At 70.0% G+C, this 20,253-nt stretch carries 17 protein-coding genes and 2 tRNA genes; 4 read left to right on the plus strand and 15 right to left on the minus strand.

What is annotated here, in order from left to right; all coding sequences use genetic code 11:
• Positions 1–6: 6 nt before the first annotated feature.
• The 7 genes from ispC to rpsB form a co-directional block, all read right to left on the minus strand.
• On the minus strand, positions 7–1,194 hold the full coding sequence (ispC, locus tag GON04_RS17535; RefSeq protein ID WP_157399322.1) for a 1-deoxy-D-xylulose-5-phosphate reductoisomerase: 1,188 nt from the start codon (positions 1,192–1,194) through the stop codon (positions 7–9).
• Positions 1,191–2,045, minus strand: a complete 855-nt coding sequence (locus tag GON04_RS17540) for a phosphatidate cytidylyltransferase (RefSeq protein WP_157399323.1) — start codon at positions 2,043–2,045, stop codon at positions 1,191–1,193. Before GON04_RS17540 ends, ispC begins: the two co-directional genes overlap by 4 nt.
• Before the next feature lie 8 nt (positions 2,046–2,053).
• A complete protein-coding gene (uppS, locus tag GON04_RS17545) occupies positions 2,054–2,797 on the minus strand; it encodes a polyprenyl diphosphate synthase (RefSeq protein ID WP_157399324.1) in 744 nt (247 codons plus the stop codon).
• Positions 2,797–3,360, minus strand: a complete 564-nt coding sequence (gene frr, locus GON04_RS17550) for a ribosome recycling factor (protein WP_157399325.1) — start codon at positions 3,358–3,360, stop codon at positions 2,797–2,799. Before frr ends, uppS begins: the two co-directional genes overlap by 1 nt.
• Positions 3,361–3,381: 21 nt before the next feature.
• Positions 3,382–4,101, minus strand: coding sequence for a UMP kinase (gene pyrH / locus GON04_RS17555; RefSeq protein WP_157399326.1), 720 nt, complete (start codon positions 4,099–4,101; stop codon positions 3,382–3,384).
• Positions 4,102–4,197: 96 nt separating this feature from the next.
• Complete coding sequence (gene tsf / locus GON04_RS17560) at positions 4,198–5,115, minus strand: translation elongation factor Ts (protein ID WP_157399327.1); 918 nt, start codon at positions 5,113–5,115, stop codon at positions 4,198–4,200.
• A gap of 77 nt (positions 5,116–5,192) precedes the next feature.
• Positions 5,193–5,945: a 30S ribosomal protein S2 gene (gene rpsB, locus GON04_RS17565; protein ID WP_157399328.1), complete on the minus strand. Its 753-nt coding sequence runs from the start codon at positions 5,943–5,945 to the stop codon at positions 5,193–5,195.
• Between the two features lie 181 nt (positions 5,946–6,126).
• Between rpsB and GON04_RS17570 the strand changes: the two genes are divergently transcribed.
• From GON04_RS17570 to GON04_RS17580, 3 genes are read left to right on the plus strand one after another with little or no spacing between them, the layout of a single operon-like run.
• Complete coding sequence (locus tag GON04_RS17570; RefSeq protein WP_157399329.1) at positions 6,127–7,467, plus strand: amidase; 1,341 nt, start codon at positions 6,127–6,129, stop codon at positions 7,465–7,467.
• Between the two features lie 28 nt (positions 7,468–7,495).
• Positions 7,496–8,764 (plus strand): D-amino acid dehydrogenase, encoded by a 1,269-nt coding sequence (locus tag GON04_RS17575; protein ID WP_157399330.1) that lies wholly within the window; start codon positions 7,496–7,498, stop codon positions 8,762–8,764.
• Between the two features lie 21 nt (positions 8,765–8,785).
• Positions 8,786–10,222, plus strand: a complete 1,437-nt coding sequence (locus tag GON04_RS17580; RefSeq protein ID WP_157399331.1) for an NAD(P)H-hydrate dehydratase — start codon at positions 8,786–8,788, stop codon at positions 10,220–10,222.
• Here GON04_RS17580 and GON04_RS17585 read toward each other — a convergent pair.
• The gene (locus tag GON04_RS17585; protein WP_157399332.1) at positions 10,219–10,980 is read right to left on the minus strand and encodes an SDR family oxidoreductase; all 762 of its coding nucleotides are present in this window, start codon (positions 10,978–10,980) and stop codon (positions 10,219–10,221) included. The two genes, GON04_RS17580 and GON04_RS17585, sit on opposite strands and share 4 nt — an antisense overlap.
• 27 nt (positions 10,981–11,007) lie before the next feature.
• Positions 11,008–13,221, minus strand: coding sequence for a ribonuclease R (gene rnr, locus GON04_RS17590; protein WP_157400746.1), 2,214 nt, complete (start codon positions 13,219–13,221; stop codon positions 11,008–11,010).
• Positions 13,222–13,276: 55 nt separating this feature from the next.
• Between rnr and GON04_RS17595 the strand changes: the two genes are divergently transcribed.
• Positions 13,277–13,361: transfer RNA gene (locus GON04_RS17595), tRNA-Leu, on the plus strand.
• Positions 13,362–13,518: 157 nt separating this feature from the next.
• Here GON04_RS17595 and rimO read toward each other — a convergent pair.
• The 6 genes from rimO to GON04_RS17625 all read right to left on the minus strand — a co-directional run bounded on the left by rimO (position 13,519) and on the right by GON04_RS17625 (position 20,186).
• A complete protein-coding gene (gene rimO, locus GON04_RS17600; protein WP_181653633.1) occupies positions 13,519–14,904 on the minus strand; it encodes a 30S ribosomal protein S12 methylthiotransferase RimO in 1,386 nt (461 codons plus the stop codon).
• 76 nt (positions 14,905–14,980) lie between these two features.
• Positions 14,981–15,514, minus strand: a complete 534-nt coding sequence (gene phaR / locus GON04_RS17605) for a polyhydroxyalkanoate synthesis repressor PhaR (protein ID WP_181653634.1) — start codon at positions 15,512–15,514, stop codon at positions 14,981–14,983.
• A 270-nt stretch (positions 15,515–15,784) separates the two neighbouring features.
• A tRNA-Val gene (locus GON04_RS17610) sits at positions 15,785–15,861 on the minus strand.
• Positions 15,839–17,074, minus strand: a complete 1,236-nt coding sequence (locus tag GON04_RS17615) for an amidohydrolase family protein (protein WP_157399334.1) — start codon at positions 17,072–17,074, stop codon at positions 15,839–15,841. Before GON04_RS17615 ends, GON04_RS17610 begins: the two co-directional genes overlap by 23 nt.
• Positions 17,075–17,079: 5 nt before the next feature.
• Entirely contained in the window at positions 17,080–19,284 is a 2,205-nt protein-coding gene (locus GON04_RS17620; RefSeq protein ID WP_157399335.1) for a RelA/SpoT family protein, read from the minus strand.
• A complete protein-coding gene (locus tag GON04_RS17625) occupies positions 19,281–20,186 on the minus strand; it encodes an alpha/beta fold hydrolase (RefSeq protein WP_157399336.1) in 906 nt (301 codons plus the stop codon). Before GON04_RS17625 ends, GON04_RS17620 begins: the two co-directional genes overlap by 4 nt.
• Positions 20,187–20,253 lie beyond the last annotated feature (67 nt).

Here is a 20,253-nt window from a genome sequence, read left to right on the forward strand (position 1 = left end):
CGCCGGTCAGGCCAGCCGGCCGATCGCGCGCAGGGCCGCTTCACGGGCCTGGGCGTCGATCGCCAGCAAGTCCGCCAGCGCCTTAGGCTTGGAGGGCACCAGCGCGTCCAAAGTTGCAAGGTTCACGGCGTGGATCTGGTCGAACCGGATGCGCCGGTCCAGGAAGGCGGCCACCGCCTCCTCGTTGGCGGCATTGAGCACCGCCGTGGTTCCGGGCGCCGCCGCCAGTGCATCCCAGGCCAGCTGCAGGCCGGGAAACCGCTCCCGGTGCCGTCGGCTGTCGAACGATTCGAAGCTCATGTCGGCCAGCGCCGAGAAGTCCAGCGCCGCGGCGCCGGAGGTGATGCGCTCGGGCCAGGCCAGGCCGTAGGCGATGGGCACCCGCATGTCGGGCGTTCCCAGCTGGGCGACGACCGAGTTGTCGCGGTACTGCACCATGGAGTGGATGACGCTCTGCGGGTGGATGACCACCTGCAGGCGCTCGGGCGGCAGCCCGAACAGGTAGCGGGCCTCGATGACCTCCAGCGCCTTGTTCATCATGGTGGCGGAATCCACCGAGATCTTGCGGCCCATCACCCAGTTGGGATGGGCGCAGGCCTGCTCGGGCGTGACGTCGCGCAGCGTCTCGGGCGCGCGGTCGCGGAAGGGCCCGCCGGAGGCGGTGAGGATGATGCGGTCGACGCGGTCCGCCCAGGTGGCCGGGTCTTCCGGCAGCGACTGGAAGATGGCCGAGTGCTCGCTGTCGATGGGAAGCAGCGTCGCGCCACCGGTCGCCACCGCGTCGAGGAACAGCTCGCCGCCGACCACGAGCGCCTCCTTGTTGGCAAGCAGCAACCGCTTGCCGGCCCGGGCGGCCGCGAGGCACGAGCCGAGACCGGCGGCGCCAACGATGGCGGCCATCACGGTATCGACGCCCTCGCCCGCGACAAGCTGCTCCAGTGCCGCCGCGCCGGCCAGCACCCGGGTGCGCAGGCCTTCGGCGTCCAGACGCGCGGCCAGTTCGCGCGCCGCGCCCGGATCGGCCATGACGGCCACGGCCGGGCGGAACGCCACGCACTGCGCCAGCAGCGGCTCGACACGCGAGCCGGCGCTGAGCGCCGCGACCTCGAAGCGGTCGGGGTGGCGCGCGATGACATCCAGCGTGTTGACGCCGATGGAACCGGTGGAGCCGAGGACGGCGATGCGCTGCTTCATGGCGTGGACAGGGACGCCAGCATCATCGCGAGCGGCAGGGTGGGGAGCAAGGCATCGACACGGTCCAGCACGCCGCCATGGCCGGGCAGGAGCGCGCTGGAATCCTTGGCGCCGGCGCTGCGCTTGACGAGCGATTCGACCAGGTCGCCGGCCACGCTCATGGCGGAAAGGTAGAGCGCGCCGGCCAGCAGCCAGGCCCAGCCCTGCCCGACCAGCCGGGTGTACAGGCTGGGAACGTCGGCGCCCCATTGGCGGTCGCCGGCGATCCAGCCGGCGGCGAGCAGCAGCACGCCGACCACGCCGCCCCAGACGCCTTCCCAGCTCTTGCCGGGGCTGATGGAGGGGGCCAGCTTGTTGCGGGTGAACTTCAGGCCGAAGGTGCGGCCGGCGAAATAGGCACCGATGTCGGCCACCCAGACCAGCACCAGCACCGACAGCAGGAAATTGACCCCCGTCACGCGCGCCTGGGCCACGGCCAGCCAGGCGAGCCACAGGGCCGCCAGGCCCCCGACCAGCCTCAGCGCGCGGGGAATGCCGGGCCAGCCGGCCACGCCCAAACGCAGCAGCGCGGCGCCGGCGACCGTCCAGACGATGCCGGCCGCGAGCCACAGGCCCGGCAACGGCTGCTCCGCCCATCCGAGCCACCAGGCCACGGCGCACAGGACGACGCAGGCCGCGCCCATGGCGATGGAGGCGACTGAACCGCAGCCATTGAGGCGGGCGAACTCCCAGCCACCGGCCCCGATGAGAACCACGGCCACCGCCAGGAACGGTTCGGGCGTGCGCCAGAACAGCGCCGGCAACAGGATGGCCAGCAGCACGACGGCCGTGATCACGCGCTGCTTGAGCATGCCGCGTGTCAGGCGGCCTTCTTGGCCACCGGCTGTACTTGCTGGGAGGTCTTGCCGAAACGCCGTTCGCGCTGGGCGTAGTCGGCGATCGCGGCGTCCAGCGCGGCGGCGTCGAACTCGGGCCAGAGCTTGTCGCTGAAGTACAGCTCGGCGTAGGCGGCCTGCCACAGCAGGAAGTTGGAGAGCCGCTTCTCGCCGCCCGTGCGGATCAGCAGGTCGGGATCAGGCACGTGCGCGAGCGCCATCGACTCGTCGATGCTCTGCTCGGTGATCGCCTCGCCGCGTGCCGCCAGCCGGGCGGCGGCCTGGGCGATGTCCCAGCGGCCGCCGTAGTTGAAGCAGACGTTGAACACCAGCCGCGTGTTGGACGCGGTGGCCGCCTCGGCCTGCAGCAGGCCGGCCCGCACCTTCTCGGACAGCGCCGAGCGGTCGCCCACGAACTGGATGCGCACGCCCTCGCCCTTGAGGTGGGGCACCTCGCGCGACAGGGCCACGGCCAGCAGTTCCATCAGGCCGGACACCTCTTCCGGCGGCCGGTTCCAGTTCTCGGACGAGAACGCGAACACGGTGAGGACCTTGACCCCGCGCTCGCCGCAATGGGTAACGCAGGCGCGCAGGGCATCGACGCCCTTCTTGTGCCCCGCGACGCGGGGCAGGAAGCGCTTCGTGGCCCAGCGGCCGTTGCCATCCATGACGATGGCGATGTGGTGGGGAATGGTGGACACGTTGGGGGCGATGGCGCGTGCTGGCATCAGACGGCCATGATCTCCTGCTCCTTGGCCTCGACCAGCCTTTCGATCTCGGAGATGTGCCGGTCGGTCACCTTCTGGATGTCGGCTTCCGCCCGCTTCTGGTCGTCCTCGGAAGCCTGCTTGTCCTTGACCAGCTTCTTGACGCTCTCGTTGGCGTCGCGGCGCAGGTTGCGCACGGCGATCTTGGCGCTTTCGCCCTCGTGCCGCACCAGCTTGGTCATCTCCTTGCGGCGCTCCTCGCTCATCGGCGGCATCGGCACCCGGATCAGGTCGCCCATGCTGGCCGGGTTGAGGCCCAGGTCGCTTTCGCGGATGGCCTTCTCGATCTTGGCGCCCATGCCCTTTTCCCAGGGCTGGACGCTGATGGTGCGCGAGTCCAGCAGGGCGACGTTGGCCACCTGGCTGAGCGGCATCATGGAGCCGTAGTACTCGACGTGGACGGTGTCCAGCAGTGCAGGATTGGCCCGGCCCGTGCGGATCTTGGTCAGGTTGTGCTTGAAGGCGGCGATGGACTGGTCCATCTTGCCCTCGTTGGTCTTCTTGATCTCGGCAATGCTGCTCATGCGGGGTTCCTCTTTCCTCTTCTAGGCATAGACCAGGGTGCCCTCGTCCTCGCCCATCACCACGCGCTTGAGCGCGCCATGCTTGAAGATCGAAAACACCTTGATCGGCAGCTTCTGGTCGCGGCACAGGGCGAACGCCGTGGCATCCATGATGCCCAGGTTCTGCGCCATCGCGTCGTCGAACGTGATCTTGCTGTAGCGCGTGGCTGACGGGTCCTTCTTCGGGTCGGCGCTGTACACGCCGTCGACCTTGGTCGCCTTCAGGACCAGTTCCGCGCCGATCTCGGCGCCGCGCAGCGCGGCGGCAGTGTCGGTGGTGAAGAACGGGTTGCCGGTGCCGGCCGCGAACACCACGACCTTGCCTTCCTCGAGGTACTGCAGCGCCTTGGGCCGCACGTACGGCTCGACCACCTGCTCGATGGCGATGGCCGACATCACGCGCGCCACCAGGCCCTGCTTGTTCATGGTGTCGGCGAGCGCCAGCGCGTTCATCACCGTGGCCAGCATGCCCATGTAGTCGGCGGTGGCCCGGTCCATGCCGACCGATCCGCCGGCCACGCCGCGGAAGATGTTGCCGCCGCCGATGACCACGGCGACCTGCACGCCGCTGTGCACCACGTCCGCAATCTCCTCCACCATGCGAACAATGGTCGAGCGGTTGATACCGAACGCATCGTCCCCCATCAGCGCCTCCCCGGACAACTTGAGCAGGATGCGCTTGTGGGCGGGGGTGGATGGCATGCGGGAGGCTCCTTGTGGCGTGGCGGAATCGAGTTTACCGGCCCCGCCCGGCGGACGGGGCCGCGGCAGGCCCGCGCGCAGCGGGCCCGGGAGGCATCAGGCGCTCTTGGCGGCGGCGACCTGGGCGGCCACTTCCGCCGCGAAGTCGTCCACCTTCTTCTCGATGCCCTCGCCCACCACGTACAGCGTGAAGCCCTTCACCTGCGTGCTGGCAGCCTTGAGCATCTGCTCGACGGTCTGCTTGTCGTTCTTGACGAACGGCTGGTTGAACAGCGAGACCTCCTTGAGGTACTTCTGGACGCCGCCCTCGATGCGCTTGGCGACGATCTCGTCCGACTGCACCGGCTTGCCGGCCGCCTCGGCAGCCTTGCGGTCCTCGGCGGCCTTGCCGACGGCAACGGCGCGTTCCTTCTCGATCAGCTCGGCCGGGACGTCAGCGCTGGTCAGCGCCACCGGCTTCATCGCCGCCACGTGCATCGCCACGTCCTTGGCGGCCGTGTCGTCGCCCTGGTACTCGACGACCACGCCGATGCGGGTTCCGTGCAGGTACGCAGCCAGCTTGTTCTCGCCGGTGAAGCGCTTGAAACGGCGGAAGCTCATGTTCTCGCCGATCTTGCCGATCAGGCCCTTGCGCACGTCCTCCAGGGTCGGGCCGAAGCCGTCCTGGCTGTACGGCAGCGCGCCGAGCGCGGCCACGTCGGCCGGATTGCTCCTGGCCACCAGCGCGGCGGCCGCGTTGGCCAGCGCGATGAAGCTGTCGTTCTTGGTGACGAAGTCGGTCTCGCAGTTGACTTCCAGCAGGGCGCCCGTGGTGCCTTCGATGCTGGCGGCGACGACGCCCTCGGCGGTGACGCGCGAGGCGGCCTTGCCGGCCTTGTTGCCGAGCTTGACGCGCAGCAGTTCCTCAGCCTTGTCCATGTTGCCGTCGGCCTCGGTGAGCGCCTTCTTGCACTCCATCATCGGGGCGTCGGTCTTGGCGCGCAGCTCTGCGACCATGCTTGCGGTGATTGCCATGTTCGGGATCCTTTCAGAATTCTTCGGACGGTAAAAAGGGGCCCTAGAGCCCCTTCCTTGTAGCCAGGGTCGGCCGGTCAGGCGTTGGCGCCCTCTTCGACTTCGACGAACTCGTCGCCACCTTCGGAGACGGCGCGCACGACGTCGTTGGCGGCGCTGGAGCGGCCCTCGAGCACGGCGTCGGCGATGCCGCGCGCGTACAGGGTGACGGCCTTGGCCGAGTCATCGTTGCCGGGGATCACGTAGTCGATGCCCTCGGGGGAGTGGTTGGAGTCGACCACGCCCACCAGCGGGATGCCCAGCTTCTTGGCTTCGGAGACGGCGATCTTGTGGAAGCCCACATCGATCACGAAGATGGCATCGGGCAGGCTGTTCATGTCCTGGATGCCGCCGATGTCCTTCTCGAGCTTTTCCATCTCGCGCTGGAACATCAGCTGCTCCTTCTTGCTCATCGACTCGAGGCCGGCTTCCTGCTGGGCCTTCATGTCCTTCAGGCGCTTGATCGAGGTCTTGACGGTCTTGAAGTTGGTCAGCATGCCGCCCAGCCAGCGCTGGTCGACGAAGGGCACGCCGGCGCGGCGGGCCTCGGTGGCGACGATCTCGCGAGCCTGGCGCTTGGTGCCCACCATCAGGATGGTGCCGCGGTTGGCGGTCAGCTGCTTCACGAACTTGGTCGCCTCCTGGAACATCGGCAGCGACTTTTCCAGGTTGATGATGTGGATCTTGTTGCGATGGCCGAAGATGAACGGGGCCATCTTGGGGTTCCAGAAGCGGGTCTGGTGACCGAAATGGACACCTGCTTCCAGCATTTCGCGCATGGAGACTGCCATGAGAATTTCCTGAGGTTGGGTCTAAAATCCGCGCCGAAATCGACGGTTGCCTCGAGGGCCGCCGCGACACCTGGATGGAACGGATTCGCGATTACGTTTCGCTGTCCGGCCAGCGGCGCACCATGCACCGTCGCCCAGCAAAACCGCAAGAGTATACCACCGGGCATCCGCCTCCCCTTCCATGAACGACCTCATCGCCACCCGCGACCATCTCTCGCCGGGTGGCTCTGCCGCCCTGGCCGCCGAGCTCGAGCGCGCCGTCTCCGTCGCTGCGTCGGCGACCTGCTCGAAGGCATTCCTTACCCTGCAGAAGGACGCGGCGAAGGCGGCCTCCGGCCGGGCCGGGGTCCGGGCGCTGCCGCTGGCCGGGCTGCCGGTCTCCGTCAAGGACCTGTTCGACGTCGAGGGCGAGGTCACGGCCGCCGGGTCCACCGTGCTGGCCGACGCGAAACCGACCAGCACCGACAGCTTGGCGGTGGCGCGCCTGCGGGCCGCCGGCGGCACCGTCATCGGCCGCACCAACATGAGCGAGTTCGCGTTCTCCGGCGTGGGCGTCAACCCCCACCACGGCACGCCCGCCAACCCGGCCGACCCCGCTACCCCGCGCATCCCGGGCGGCTCGTCGTCCGGCGCCGCCGTCTCGGTGGCGGCCGGCGCGGCGTTCATCGGCCTGGGCTCGGACACCGGCGGCTCGATCCGCATCCCGGCGGCCCTGTGCGGCATCGTCGGCTTCAAGAACACGGCGCGCCTCACGCCGCTGCACGGCGCCCTGCCCCTGTCCACGACGCTGGACACGGTCTGCGCCATGACGCGCTCCGTCCGCGATGCGGTGCTGGCGCACGAGATCCTGGCCGACCGCCGCGTGGTGCTGGCGCGCAAGCCGCTCGCGCAGCAGCGCTTCGCGGTCGCCCGCACGCAGATGCTGGACGGACTCGAGCCCGCGGTGGCCCAGGCTTTCGACGCGGCCCTCGCCACCCTGCGCGATGCCGGGGCGCGCGTCGACGAGATCGCGCTTGATGCCATCCACGACCTGGGCACCATCCAGGCCACCGGCGGTTTCGCCGCCGTCGAGAGCTACGCCTGGCACCGCCAGCTGCTGGCATCCCGTGGCATCGGCTACGACCCGCGCGTGCGCATCCGCATCGAGCGCGGCGCCGGCATCAAGGCCTGGGAGTACCTGGACCTGGTGCAGGCGCGCGCGGCCTGGATCGCCCGGGTGGAAGCCGAGCTGCAGGGCTACGACGCGGTGCTGTCGCCCACCGTGCCCATGGTCGCCCCGCCCATTGCGCAGGTGGCGCCCGGGGCGGAGCGGGACGAGGCGTTCTTCCGCGTCAACGCCCAGCTCCTTCGCAACACCAGCGTGGTCAACATGCTCGACGGCTGCGCGATCTCGATTCCCTGCCACGCCCCCGGCACGCTGCCCGTGGGCCTGATGCTCTGGCACGGCGCGCTGCACGACGACGGCCTGCTGGACACCGCGCTGGCCGCCGAGGCCAAGCTCGCCGCCGCGCGCGGCGAATGACCGGTCCGCTGCCCCGGAGCCCCCGTCCTTGAGAGTTGCCGTCATCGGCGCCGGCATCATCGGCGTCACCACTGCGTACGAACTGGCGGCCGACGGCCACGCCGTCACCGTGATCGAGCGCCGCGGCGCCGTGGCCGAGGAGACAAGCTTCGCCAATGCGGGCATGGTCGCACCCGGCTACGTCACGCCCTGGGCCGCACCCGGCATGCCGCGCAAGGTGCTGAGCTACCTGTTCAGCCGGCATGCGCCCGTCAAGCTCAGCCTGCCGCTGTCGGCCCATGAGCTGTCCTGGATGGTGCAATGGTGGCAGGCCTGCCAGCTCGACACCTACCTCGCCAACCGGGCGCGGCTGCAGCGGCTCGCGTTCTACAGCCGCGAACGCCTGCACTGGCTCACCGATTCGCTGCAGCTGGACTACGACCGCAGCCCGGGTTACCTGGTGCTCCTGCGCTCCGAGAAGGAGCAGCAGCTGGTGATGCCCGGCCTGCAGGTCCTGCGCGACGCCGGCGTCTCGTTCCATCAGATCGACGCCGAGGCGACCCGTGTGCTGGAGCCGGCGATCAACCCCGACACCGACTTCCTGGGGGCCATCCACCTGCCCGATGACGAAGCGGGCAACTGCCGGCAGTTCGCCATCCTGCTGAAGGACGCGGCCCGGGACGTCGGTGCGCGCTTCGAATTCAACACCGAGGTGCTGCCGCTGGACCCGGCCGCCCCGACGACCCTGACCGTGCGGCAGGGCGAGGCCAAGGGGCAGGCGCGGTTCGATGCCGTGGTCGTGTGCGGCGGCGTCGAATCGGTGGCCCTGCTGCGGCCGGTCGGCCTGCGGGTGCCGATCGCGCCGGTGTACGGCTATTCGATCAGCGCGCCCATCCGCGAGCCGCTGAACGCGCCGCGCAGCGCCCTCATGGACGAGCGCTACAAGGTGGCCATCACGCGCCTGGGGCAGCGCGTGCGGGTCGCCGGCAGCGCCGAGATCGGCGGGCGGCTGCGCCACAAGCGCGAGGCTTCGCTGCAGACGCTGTACAAGGTGCTGCACGACTGGTTCCCTGGCGCGGCGCAGCTGACCAACACCGGCGCCGCCGTGCAGGAATGGAAGGGCGCGCGCCCCATGCTGCCCGACGGCCCGCCGGTGCTCGGCGCCTCGGGTGTTCCGGGCATCTGGGTGAACATGGGCCACGGCTCCAGCGGCTGGGCCCTGGCCTGCGGCAGCGCCCGCGTCGTCGCCGACCTCATGGGCGGCAACGAACCACTGCTCGATCTCGAAGGGCTGGGCATCGAACGCCTGCGCGGCTGACGGCGCCGCACAATCGCGGCCATGCACCAGGTCGCTCCGGATCGGTCCTGGCCGCTGTTCGACGTCGCCGCCACGCGCCGCATCGAACAGGCGGCGCAGGCGGCGTTGCCGCCGTTCACGCTCATGCAGCGGGCCGGCCTGGCCACGGCCCGGCTGGCCCTCGCGATCGCGCCGCACGCCCGGCGCATCTGGATCGCCTGCGGGCCGGGCAACAACGGTGGCGACGGCCTGGAAGCCGCCACGCACCTGGCCGCATGGGGCAAGGAAGCCGTCGTCACTCTGGCCGGCGACCCTGCCGCATTGCCCGCGGATGCCAAGCGCGCGTGGGAACGCCTGCGCCAGGCCGGGCTTGACCTGGCACCCGCCCCTCCGCACGACTGCGACCTGTGCATCGACGCGCTGCTCGGGATCGGGGCCGCCAGGCCGCTGCAGGGCGGGCTGGCGGCAGCGGCGCAGGCGATGGCGGGTGTCGGCCGCCCCGTGCTCGCGATCGACGTGCCGAGCGGGCTGCATGCGGACACGGGCGCGGGTCTCGCCGTCCGTGCGACGCACACGCTGGCCCTGCTCACGCTCAAGCCCGGCCTGTTCACGGCCGGCGGCCGCGACGCGGCCGGCCAGGTCTGGTTCGACGACCTGGAGGTGCCGGCCGGCCCCGAGGCGCCGTGCGCCCTCCTCGCCGGCCCGCCACTGGCCCAGCCCCGGCTCCACGCGTCGCACAAGGGAAGCTACGGCGACGTCGCCGTCATCGGCGGTGCGCCGGGCATGGCGGGCGCGGCGTTGCTGGCCGCCAGCGCCGCCCTGCATGCCGGCGCCGGCCGGGTCTACCTCGCCCCGCTCGATCCGGCTGCCGCCCGGCTGGCGCCCGGCCTGCCGGAACTGATGCTGAGGGACTGGTCCTCGCTGCCGCTGCCGTCCCTCGCCGTCGCCTGCGGCTGCGGCGGGGGCACCGCGGTGGCGGACGTGTTGCCCCAGGTGCTGCCGCAAGCAGCATCGCTGGTGCTGGACGCCGACGCACTCAACGCCGTGGCCGCGCAGGCTGACCTGCAGGCGCTGCTGCGCGCGCGGTCACAACGTTCGCTGCCGACGGTGCTCACGCCGCATCCGCTCGAGGCGGCACGGCTGCTGGGGACGTCGACGCCGGCGGTGCAGGCCGACCGGCTGGCCGCCGCGCAGGCACTCGCCGCGCGCTACGCCTGCGTGGTGGTGCTGAAGGGATCGGGAACGGTGATCGCCGCGCCGGGGCAGCCGCCGGCCATCAACCCGACCGGCAGTGCCCGGCTGGCAACCGGCGGCACCGGCGACGTGCTCGCCGGCTGGATCGCGGCCCTGCTGGCGCACGGGCTGCCGGCGTTCGAGGCCGGGCAGGCGGCGGTGTTCCGCCACGGCCAGCTGGCCGACCGCTGGCCCGCCGGCGAGCCGCTGGTGGCGGGCGCCCTGGCGGCGCGCGCCGGCGGCTAGCCGCGGCCCACGAAGGGCATCTTCGTGGCCATCACCGTGTGGAACAGGACGTTGGCCTCGGGCGGCAGGTTGGCCATGTAGAGCACCGACTGGCCGACGATGTTGACGTCCATCATGGGCTCGGGCCGGATCTCGCCGTCGGCCTGCGGCACGCCCTTGGCCATGCGCGCCGCCATCTCGGTCACGGCGTTGCCGATGTCGATCTGGCCGACCGCGATGTCGTACTTGCGCCCATCGAGGGCCGCCGTCTTGGTCAGGCCCGTCACGCCATGCTTGGTCGCGGTGTAGGCGATGGAGCCCGGCCGCGGCGCGTGGGCGGAGATCGAGCCGTTGTTGATGATGCGTCCGCCGCGCGGCGACTGCGCCTTCATCACGCGGAAGGCCTGCTGGATGGTGTAGAACATCCCGCTGAGGTTGGTGTCGACCACCGCCTTCCACTTCTCGATCGGCAGGTCCTCGATGGCCGTGTTGGGTGCGTTGATGCCGGCGTTGTTGAACAACAGGTCGACGCGGCCCCAGGTCTTGACGACGGTGTCGAACAGGGCCTGCACCGATGCCGGGTCGGTGACGTCGGTCGGCACCGCCAGCGCATTGCTGCCGGCACCCGACTGCTCCACCACGCCCTGCAAGGCGTCCGGCCGCCGGCCGGCCAGCGCCACCCGCCAGCCTCCGCCCAGCAGCGCCAGCGCCGCCGCCTTGCCCACGCCGCTGCCGGCCCCCGTGACGATGGCCACCCGGCCCGTCTCGTTCTTGCTCATCTTGCCTCCTGGTGATTCCTGGTTCTCTCAGCGCCGCCCCTTGCGGCCCTTGGGCTTGTTGGCGGCGGCCTTCTTCACGGCCGCCGTCAACGACTTGATCGGCACGTGCTCGACGCCGCGCGGCGCCTTCTTGGCAGCGCGCTTGGCTCCGGCACCGCCGCCGGCGGGAACGCCCTTGTCGCGCATCGCGCGCGCTTCCAGGTCCTCGCCCTCGCGCACCAGCCGGAAGTCGATCTTGCGGCCGTCGAGGTCGACGCGGCTGACCTGCACGCGCACGCGCGAACCGATGGCGTAGCGGATGCCGGTGCGTTCGCCGCGCAGTTCCTGCCGTGCCTCGTCGAACTTGAAGTACTCGCCGCCGAGTTCGGTGATGTGCACCAGCCCCTCGACGTAGAGCTGGTCGAGCGTGACGAAGATGCCGAACGTGGTGGCGGCACTGACGACGCCGCTGTACTCCTCGCCGAGGTGCTCGCGCATGAACTTGCACTTGAGCCAGGCCTCGACGTCGCGGCTGGCCTCGTCGGCGCGGCGCTCGTTGGCGCTGCAATGCAGGCCGGCTGCCTCCCAGGCCTGGACTTCGCGGCTGGGCGGCGCCGGTGGCTTCTTCAGCTTGTGGCCGGGCGGCGCGACGCGGGTGGCCAGCCGCCGGGCCAGCTTCTCGTGTGCCTCGCCGGGCGTGGGCAGGGCCGGCAGGGTGTAGTGCGTGCGCGCAAGGATGGCCTTGATGACGCGGTGCACCAGCAGGTCCGGGTAGCGGCGGATCGGGCTGGTGAAGTGCGTGTAGGCATCGTACGCCAGGCCGAAGTGGCCGCTGTTGATCGGCGTGTAGATCGCCTGCTGCATCGACCGCAGCAGCATGGTGTGGATCTGCTGCGCGTCCGGCCTGTCCTTGGTCGCCTCGGCGATCTTCTGGAACTCGCCGGGCATCGGTTCGTCGCTGATGGTCAGCCCGACGCCCATGGCCTTGAGGTAGTTGCGCAGGATGTCCTTCTTCTCCGGCGTGGGCCCCTCGTGCACGCGGAACAGGCCGGGATGCTTGCTCTCCTGGATGAAGTCGGCCGAGCAGACGTTGGCCGCCAGCATCGCCTCCTCGATGAGGCGGTGCGCATCGTTGCGGGTGCGCGGCACGATCTTCTCGATGCGGCCGTTCTCGTCGCAGACGATCTGCGTCTCCGTGGTCTCGAAGTCGACCGCGCCGCGGACCTGGCGCGCCTTGAGCAGCGCGCGGTAGACGTCGTGCAGGTTGATCAGGTCGCCCACCCTGTCCTTGCGGCGCTGGGCTTCGGGGCCCCGGGTGTTGGCCAGAATGGCGGCGACTTCGGTGTACGTGAAGCGTGCGTGGCTCCACATCACGCCCGGGTAGAACTGGTAGGCCTGGATCTCGCCGGTGGCGGCGATCAGCATGTCGCAAACCATGCAGAGCCGGTCGACCTCGGGGTTGAGCGAACACAGCCCGTTGGACAGCTTCTCCGGCAGCATCGGGATCACCCGGCGCGGGAAGTAGACGCTCGTCGCCCGGTCGTAGGCGTCGATGTCGATCGGGCTGCCCGTCTCGACATAGTGGCTGACGTCGGCGATCGCCACCAGCAGGCGCCAGCCCTTGCCGCGGCCCACCTTGGCCGGCTCGCAGTACACCGCGTCGTCGAAGTCGCGCGCGTCCTCGCCGTCGATGGTGACCAGCGGGACGTCGGTCAGGTCGACGCGGTGCTTGCGATCGGTGGGACGCACCTTGTCGGGCAAGGTGCGGGCCATCGCGATGCAGACATCGGTGAACTCGTGCGGCACGCCGTACTTGCGCACCGCGATCTCGATTTCCATGCCGGGGTCGTCGATCTCGCCCAGCACCTCCTTGACCCGGCCGACCGGCTGGCCGTACAGGCTGGGCGGCTCGGTGAGTTCGACCACCACCACCTGGCCCGGCTTGGCCGTGCCGGTCGCTGTCTTGGGAATGAGGACGTCCTGGCCGTAGCGCTTGTCCTCCGGCGCCACCAGCCAGACGCCGCTCTCGTGCAGCAGGCGCCCGATGATGGGCTGTGGCGGGCGCTCGACGATCTCCACCACGCGGCCTTCGGGCCGGCCCTTGCGGTCGTGCCGCACGATGCGCGCCCGCACGCGGTCCTTGTGCAGCACCGCGCGCATCTCGTTGGGAGGCAGGTAGAGATCGGTCTCGCCGTCGTCGCGCACCACGTAGCCGTGGCCGTCGCGATGGCCCTGGATCACGCCTTCGATTTCGTCGAGCAGGCCTGTCTGTCGTTGTTCTGAATTTTTGATGCTAGAATCCTTGTCTTCCTGAGATGCCCAGGTGGCGGAATTGGTAGACGCACTAGTTTCAGGTACTAGCGAGTAACATCGTGGGGGTTCGAGTCCCTTCCTGGGCACCAAGCAGATGATAAAGCCGGCACCGCCGGCTTTGTTTTTTTGGCCGGCAGCATGCCGGCTTTGTTTTGCCGGCGTTCGCCAGCCTTGCTTTGCCGGCACAGGCCGGCCTTGTCTTCGAGAAGCCGCCCGCCTGCGCAGGCGGCTTTTTTTCCGGCGCGTTCAGATCGGCAACCCGACGAGGTCGTGTCCCTCGGTGGCCACGATGCGCGCCCGGGTGAATTCACCGGGCCGCAGCTGCTTGCTGATCTTCTCGGGCGGCAGCAGGCGGACCGTGCCGTCGATCTCGGGCGCGTCGGCATAGCTGCGCCCGATCCCACCCTTGCGGCCGAGGCCAGGCGCACTGTCCACCAGCACCTGCATGGTGGCGCCCACCCGGCGCTGCAGCCGTTCGGCCGACACCTGCTCGGCCACCGCCATGAAGCGCGCGCGGCGCTCCTCGCGCACTTCCGCCGGCAGCATGCCGGGCAGTTCGTTCGCCGCCGCGCCTTCGACCGGGCTGTAGGCGAAGCACCCCGCCCGGTCGATCTGCGCCTCGCGCACGAAGTCCAGCAGGTGCTGGAACTCCGCTTCGGTCTCGCCCGGGAAGCCCGCGATGAAGGTGCTGCGCACCACCAGTTCGGGACAAGCTGCGCGCCAGGCCTGCAGGCGCTCGAGGTTGCGCTCGCCGCTGGCCGGCCGCTTCATCCGGCGCAGCACATCGGGATGGCTGTGCTGGAACGGCACGTCCAGGTACGGCAGCACCGCCCCGGTGGCCATCAGCGGCAGCACCTCGTCCACGTGCGGGTAGGGATACACGTAGTGCAGCCTCACCCAGGCGCCGTGCGGCCGCGCCAGTTCGCCCAGCGCCTGCACCAGCTCCAGCATGCGCGTCTTCACGGGCCGGCCATCGAAGAAGCCGGTGCGGTACTTCACGTCCACGCCGTAGGCCGAGGTGTCCTGGCTCACCACCAGCAGTTCCTTCACGCCGCCTTCGAACAGCGCGCGCGCCTCCTTCAGCACGTCGCCGACCGGCCGGCTCACCAGGTCGCCGCGCATGGACGGGATGATGCAGAACGTGCAGCGGTGGTTGCAGCCCTCGCTGATCTTGAGGTATGCGTAGTGCTTGGGCGTGAGCTTGATGCCCGCGGCCGGCACCAGGTCGACGAACGGGTCGTGCGGCTTGGGCAGGTGCGCATGGACATGGTCCATCACCTCCTGCGTGGCATGCGGTCCGGTGACCGCCAGCACGGAGGGATGCATCTGCCGCACCAGGTTGTCGCCACCCTCGCCGGCCCGGGCGCCCAGGCAGCCGGTGACGATCACCTTGCCGTTGGCGGACAGCGCTTCGCCGATCGTGTCCAGGCTTTCCTTGACGGCGTCGTCGATGAAGCCGCAGGTGTTGACGATGACCAGGTCGGCGCCCTCGAACGTCTTGGCCGTGCGATAGCCCTCGGCCGAGAGCTGGGTCAGGATCAGTTCGGAGTCGGTCAGGGCCTTCGGGCAGCCGAGGCTGACGAAGCCGACCTTGGGAACGGCAGAGATGTCGGGGGAAATGGTTTCACTCACCCTGGGATTGTCCCAGAAGGCCCATACCCGGGGACCGGGCCGGCCCATGCGGGGCCGCACGGCAGCGGGTGCCGGCTCAGCGCTTCATGCCGAAGGCGCCGAACATCTGCTCGGCCTGCTTCTGCATCTGCTCCTGCATCTTGTCGAAAACGGCCCGGGACTGCTCGACGTAGTTGCCCATCATCCCCTGCATCATGGGGTTCTGCATGTTCATGAACTGCGCCCACATCTCGGGCGTGAGCTGCTTGGACTGCTCGGCCAGCTTGGCCTGGATGTCGGTGAATGCCTGGATGTTCTTCTCGATGTAGCTGCCCATGAAGCCCTGGGCCGCGTGGCCGTAGAACCGGATGATGTTGGCCAGCGCGGCCTCGCTGAACATCGGCTCGCCGCCCGCCTCCTCCTCGAGGATGACCTGCAGCAGGATGCTGCGCGTGAGGTCCTCGTTGGTCTTGGCGTCGCGCACCACGAACGATTCACTGTCCATCACCAGCTGCTTGACCTCGGCCAGGGTGATGTAGGTGGACGTGTCGGTGTCGTACAGCCGCCGGTTCGGATACTTCTTGATCACGCGCTGCGTTGGCTGCGTGCCACTGGCTTTCTTGCTTTGCACGAGGACGGCTCCCGGGAGCTCCGGACCAGCGTGGCGCCGGGGCGGCGCCGCAGGGCGGATCAATGCATTCTAGGGAGGCACAGGCCGTGCATTCCCAAGGTTTTCCCTACACGGTAGGGCTGAATCGGCCGCACCCACCTTGGATGTGGATGGCCTGGGCAACGGCAGATGTTCATCCCGCGGATGGAACGCGAACGCGCCGAGGTGATGCACCTCGGCGGCCGTGTTCCTGGGGGAATAGTGCCGGCGGATGGTGCCGCACGGCGAGATTGGTAGGCGCGATTGGACTCGAACCAACGACCCCCACCATGTCAAGGTGGTGCTCTAACCAGCTGAGCTACGCGCCTGGGGTGTTGAGAGATGAGATTGTAGCAGAGGCGAAAGTCCGTTCCCGCGGGCCACCACCTGGCCACGTGCGAGCACCAGATCCCGCACGGGTCGGCTGACCACGGCGTCGGCCGGCGTCTCGGCCTGAACCACCACCAGGTCGGCCACGCAGCCGGGCGCCAAGCCGTAGCCTTCGAAGCCGCAGACCGCCGCACCTCCGCTGGTGACGCACTCAAGGGCCGCGGCGATCTCGTCGTCGCGGCGCAGGTTGTTGCGCAGGCCGATCAGCATCGCGCGCTCGAGCATGTCGGGCCGGCCATAGGGCGTCCAGGTGTCGCGGATCCCATCGTTGCCGCCGGCCACCGGCACGCCAGCGGCCCGGCACGCCAGCAGCGACGGCACCGGCCTCGACGCGGTCCCGGTCGTGATCACCGCCACCTGCAGGCGGGCCATCCGGTCGAGCAGCGCGCCACGCACGCCCTCGGGCGCATCGCCGAGGCAGAAGGCATGGCTGATCGCCACCCGTCCCTGCAGGCCCTGCGCCTGCGTCCGGTCGAGGACGGCCTGCAGCGTCCGCACGCCCTCCTCGCCGGTCTCGTGCAGGTGGATGTCCAGCGGCACACCATGGCGGGTCGCGAGACCGAACAGGACGTCGAGCGAGCGCGCCGCATCGTGGTCGATTCCCTGCGGATCCAGCCCGCCCAGCACGTCGGTGCCCTGCTCCAGAGCCTCCCGCAGCAGGGCCTCGGTGCCGGGCCGCGAGAGCAGGCCCGACTGCGGGAACGCGACCACCTGCAGGTCGAGCACGTCGCGCAGCCGCTCGCGCGTGGCCAGCACGCCGCGCAGGTGCCGCAGGCCGGCATCGGTGTCGATGTCCACGTGGGTGCGGATGCGGGTCGTGCCCTGGGCCAGGAAAGCCAGCGCCAGTGCGAGCGACTGGGCCTCTGCGTCGTGCCCCGTGGCCGCGCGGAACCGCCGCTCGTTGTCGATGCGGTCGACCAGGCGGGCGCCGACCTCGTTGCGGTACCAGGGCAAGCCCCACAGCGTCTTGTCCAGGTGGGTATGCGACTCGACCAATCCGGGCAGCAGCAGGCCGCCGCCACCCTGCTCCACCACGGCGTCCGCAGGCGCCGCCAGGCCCGCACCGATTGCCGCGATGCGACCGTCCTGCACCAGCACGTCGACCGCAGCGCCACCGAGCGGCCGGACGTCGCGCAGCAGCAGCGTGCCCATGGCGGTCAGCGCCGGCGCGCCGAGCGGACGCCGGACACTTCGGCCACCACGCCCAGCACGCGCCCCAGGCGGGCCGAATCGGCGATCTCGACCGTGAACGTCATCCAGGCCGTGTCCTTGACGGTCTGCGTCTGCACGCCGATCACGTTCATCTTCTCCTTGGCGAACACCTCGGAGATGTCGCGCAATAGGCCTTGCCGGTCGGCCGCCTCGATCGACACGTCGACCGGGTAGACGGGACCGGTGCCGCCACGCGGGCTGCCCCATTCCACCTCGATCACCCGCTCGCCGTTGCGCGCCGCCATCTCGCGGAAGTTGCTGCAGTCGGTGCGGTGGACGCTCACGCCCTTGCCCCGGGTCACGAAGCCGGCGATCTGGTCGGGAGGCGCGGGTTTGCAGCAGCGCGCCAGCTGGGTCATGAGCGAATCGACGCCCACCACCAGCACGCCGCCCTTGGGGTGCTTCTCCTGTGGCCTGGACTTCTTCAGCAGCAGGAACTCGTCCGGCGGCAACGGCGCCTCGGGCGGATGCAGCAGGGTCTCGATGTTGCGCAGCGAATACTCGTCCTTGCCCACCACGAAGAACAGGTCGTCCGCGCTCTTGAACCCGAGCTGCGCCGCCAGGTCCACCTGCTTCATGGCCGTGCGGCCCTCGCGCTGCAGCAGCTTTTCCACCAGCTCGCGGCCGCGTGCCACCGTCTCGTGGCGCACCTGCTCGTTGAACCAGGCCCGCACCTTGGCCCGCGCCCGGCTGCTCGCCAGGAAGCCGAGGTCCGGGTTCAGCCAGTCGCGCGAGGGGCCGCCCTCCTTGGCCGTCACGATCTCCACCGTCTGCCCGTTCTGCAGCTGGGTGTTGAGGGGGACCATGGCCCCGTCGACCCGGGCGCCGCGGCAGCGGTGGCCGAGGTTGGTGTGGACGCTGTACGCGAAGTCCACCGGCGTCGCTCCCTGCGGCAGCTCCACGATGGCGGCGCCGGGCGTCAGCACGTAGATGCGGTCGTCGAACAGCCCCCGGGCCGCGCCGGCGAGGTCGCGTTCCCAGGCCAGCAGCTGGCGCAGCACGGCGATCTTGGCGTCGTACTCGCCGGCCGCCGACACGCCGGCGTAGCCCTTGGACCCGGCCTCCTTGTAGGCCCAGTGGGCGGCCACGCCATGCTCCGCATGCTCGTGCATGGCCTGGGTGCGGATCTGGATCTCGATCGGCCGTCCGCCCTCGTCGCGCACCACGGTGTGCAGCGACTGGTAGCCGTTGGGCTTGGGCTTGGCGATGTAGTCGTCGAACTCGGACGCGATCGGCTCGAACCGCTGGTGCACCCATGACAGCGCGGCGTAGCAGTCCCGCACCTCGTGGACGATGACCCGCAGCGCGCGCACGTCGAACACCTGCTCGAAGCCGAGCGACTTGCCGCGCATCTTCTTGACGATGCTGTAGATGTGCTTGGGACGGCCCTGCACCTGGGCCTCGATGCCCTGCCGCCGCAGCTCGTCCTGCAACCGCAGGCGCAGCTGCTCGACGTAGCCCTCGCGCTCGACCCGCTTCTCGTCCAGCAGGCGGGCGACCTGCTTGTAGGTGTCCGGCTCCAGGTAGCGGAAGGCCAGGTCCTCCATCTCCCACTTCAGCTGCCAGATGCCCAGGCGGTTGGCCAGCGGGGCGAACACGTGCAGGGACTCGCGCGCGATCGAGGGCGGCGCCGCCGATTTGTGGGCGGCGTGCCAGCGCAGCGTCTGCAGCCGCGACGCCAGCCGCAGCATCACCACTCGCAGGTCGCGCGAAAACGCCAGCAGCATCTTGCGCACGTTCTCGGTCTGCAGCCGCGGGTCGTCCACCGGCCGGCCGGCTTCCTCGGCCGAGCGGGTCTGGCGCTGCACCCGCACCAGGTCGTTGGTCTCCAGCGCAAGCGCGGCGTAGCTGTCGCCGAAGGCCTTGGTGATCACTTCCTGCGGACGGTTCAGGTGGGGGCACGCATAGACCAGGTAGCTGGCCGCCTGCATCGCCTCCGAGCCTCCCATGGACTTCAGGATGCCGGCCACCGCGTCGGCGTGCTGCAGCGAGTTCTCGCCCGTGTCCAGGGTCTCGCCGGCGATGAAGGGCTCGGCGAACGACCGTGCCCGCGCGAGCGCGTTGGCCTGCTGGGGAAGCGTCTGTTCCGTCGCCGCGATCAGCTCCGGAACCGCGCCCCCCTCCAAGGGTTCGGCGGCCAGGCTCTTCATGGTTCGAGCAGGAATGCGGTGGCGAGGTCGACCTGTCCGGGCACGACGAAGGTGGGCGCGTGGCCGACCCCCTCGATCTCGACCAGCCGCGCGTGCGGGCCGCGCTGGGTCATGGCCAGCGCCGTGTCGTGCGTCAGCAGGTCCGACCTGGCGCCACGCACCAGCAGCGTGCGGGCCTTCACGGCGTCGTACAGGGCCCAGAGCCCAGCCGCCCCTTGCAAGGCGGACTGCTCGGTCACCTCCCGGAACGGCACCGCGATCGCCGGGTCGTAGTGCAGCGTCCAGCCGCCACCGTCGAGCGGCCGCACCATGGGCGTCGACAGCGCCAGCCACTGCTCGGCGGTGTGGGCGCCGAAGCCGGCGGACACGGTCCACATGGCATGCGCGGCCTCCCCGACCGTTTCGAAGCGACCGGTCTGGCCCAGATAGCCGCCGATGCGCTGCAGCGCCTGCCACTGGATCACCGGTCCGACATCGTTGAGCACCAGCCGGCGCACTGGCGAGGGCAGCGACAGCTTCGGGCTCCCGGCCAGCCCCAGCCCGATGAGCCCGCCCATGCTGGAGCCGAACCACGACAGGTCGGCGATCGGCGCCTGCCGGTGCAGGGCCTCCAGGAGAACCACCATGTCGCCGACGTAGGTCGGCTGGACGTAGCCGCGGGGATCCTTCAGCCAGTCGCTGCGGCCGCGGCCCACCACGTCGGGGCAGACCACGCGGATCGGGTCGGGGCTGCGGTCCACCAGGGCCTGGGCCAGGACGTCGAAGTCGCGCCCCTGGCGCGACAGGCCGTGCACGCAGACGACCACCCGTCCGGCGGCGGCGTCGCCCCATTGCCAGTACGCCATGCGATGGCCGCCGGCGGCGTCCGGGCACGGTACGTAGTCGAGCGTAGGGGTGGGCATGGAAAATGTGTCCGATACTTCGCGCGTTCCGGCGGGGGCAACCCCTGCCGGCGGCATCCGCATCGTA

The organism is Ramlibacter pinisoli (genome assembly GCF_009758015.1).
In the GTDB taxonomy this organism is placed as follows: domain Bacteria; phylum Pseudomonadota; class Gammaproteobacteria; order Burkholderiales; family Burkholderiaceae_C; genus Ramlibacter; species Ramlibacter pinisoli.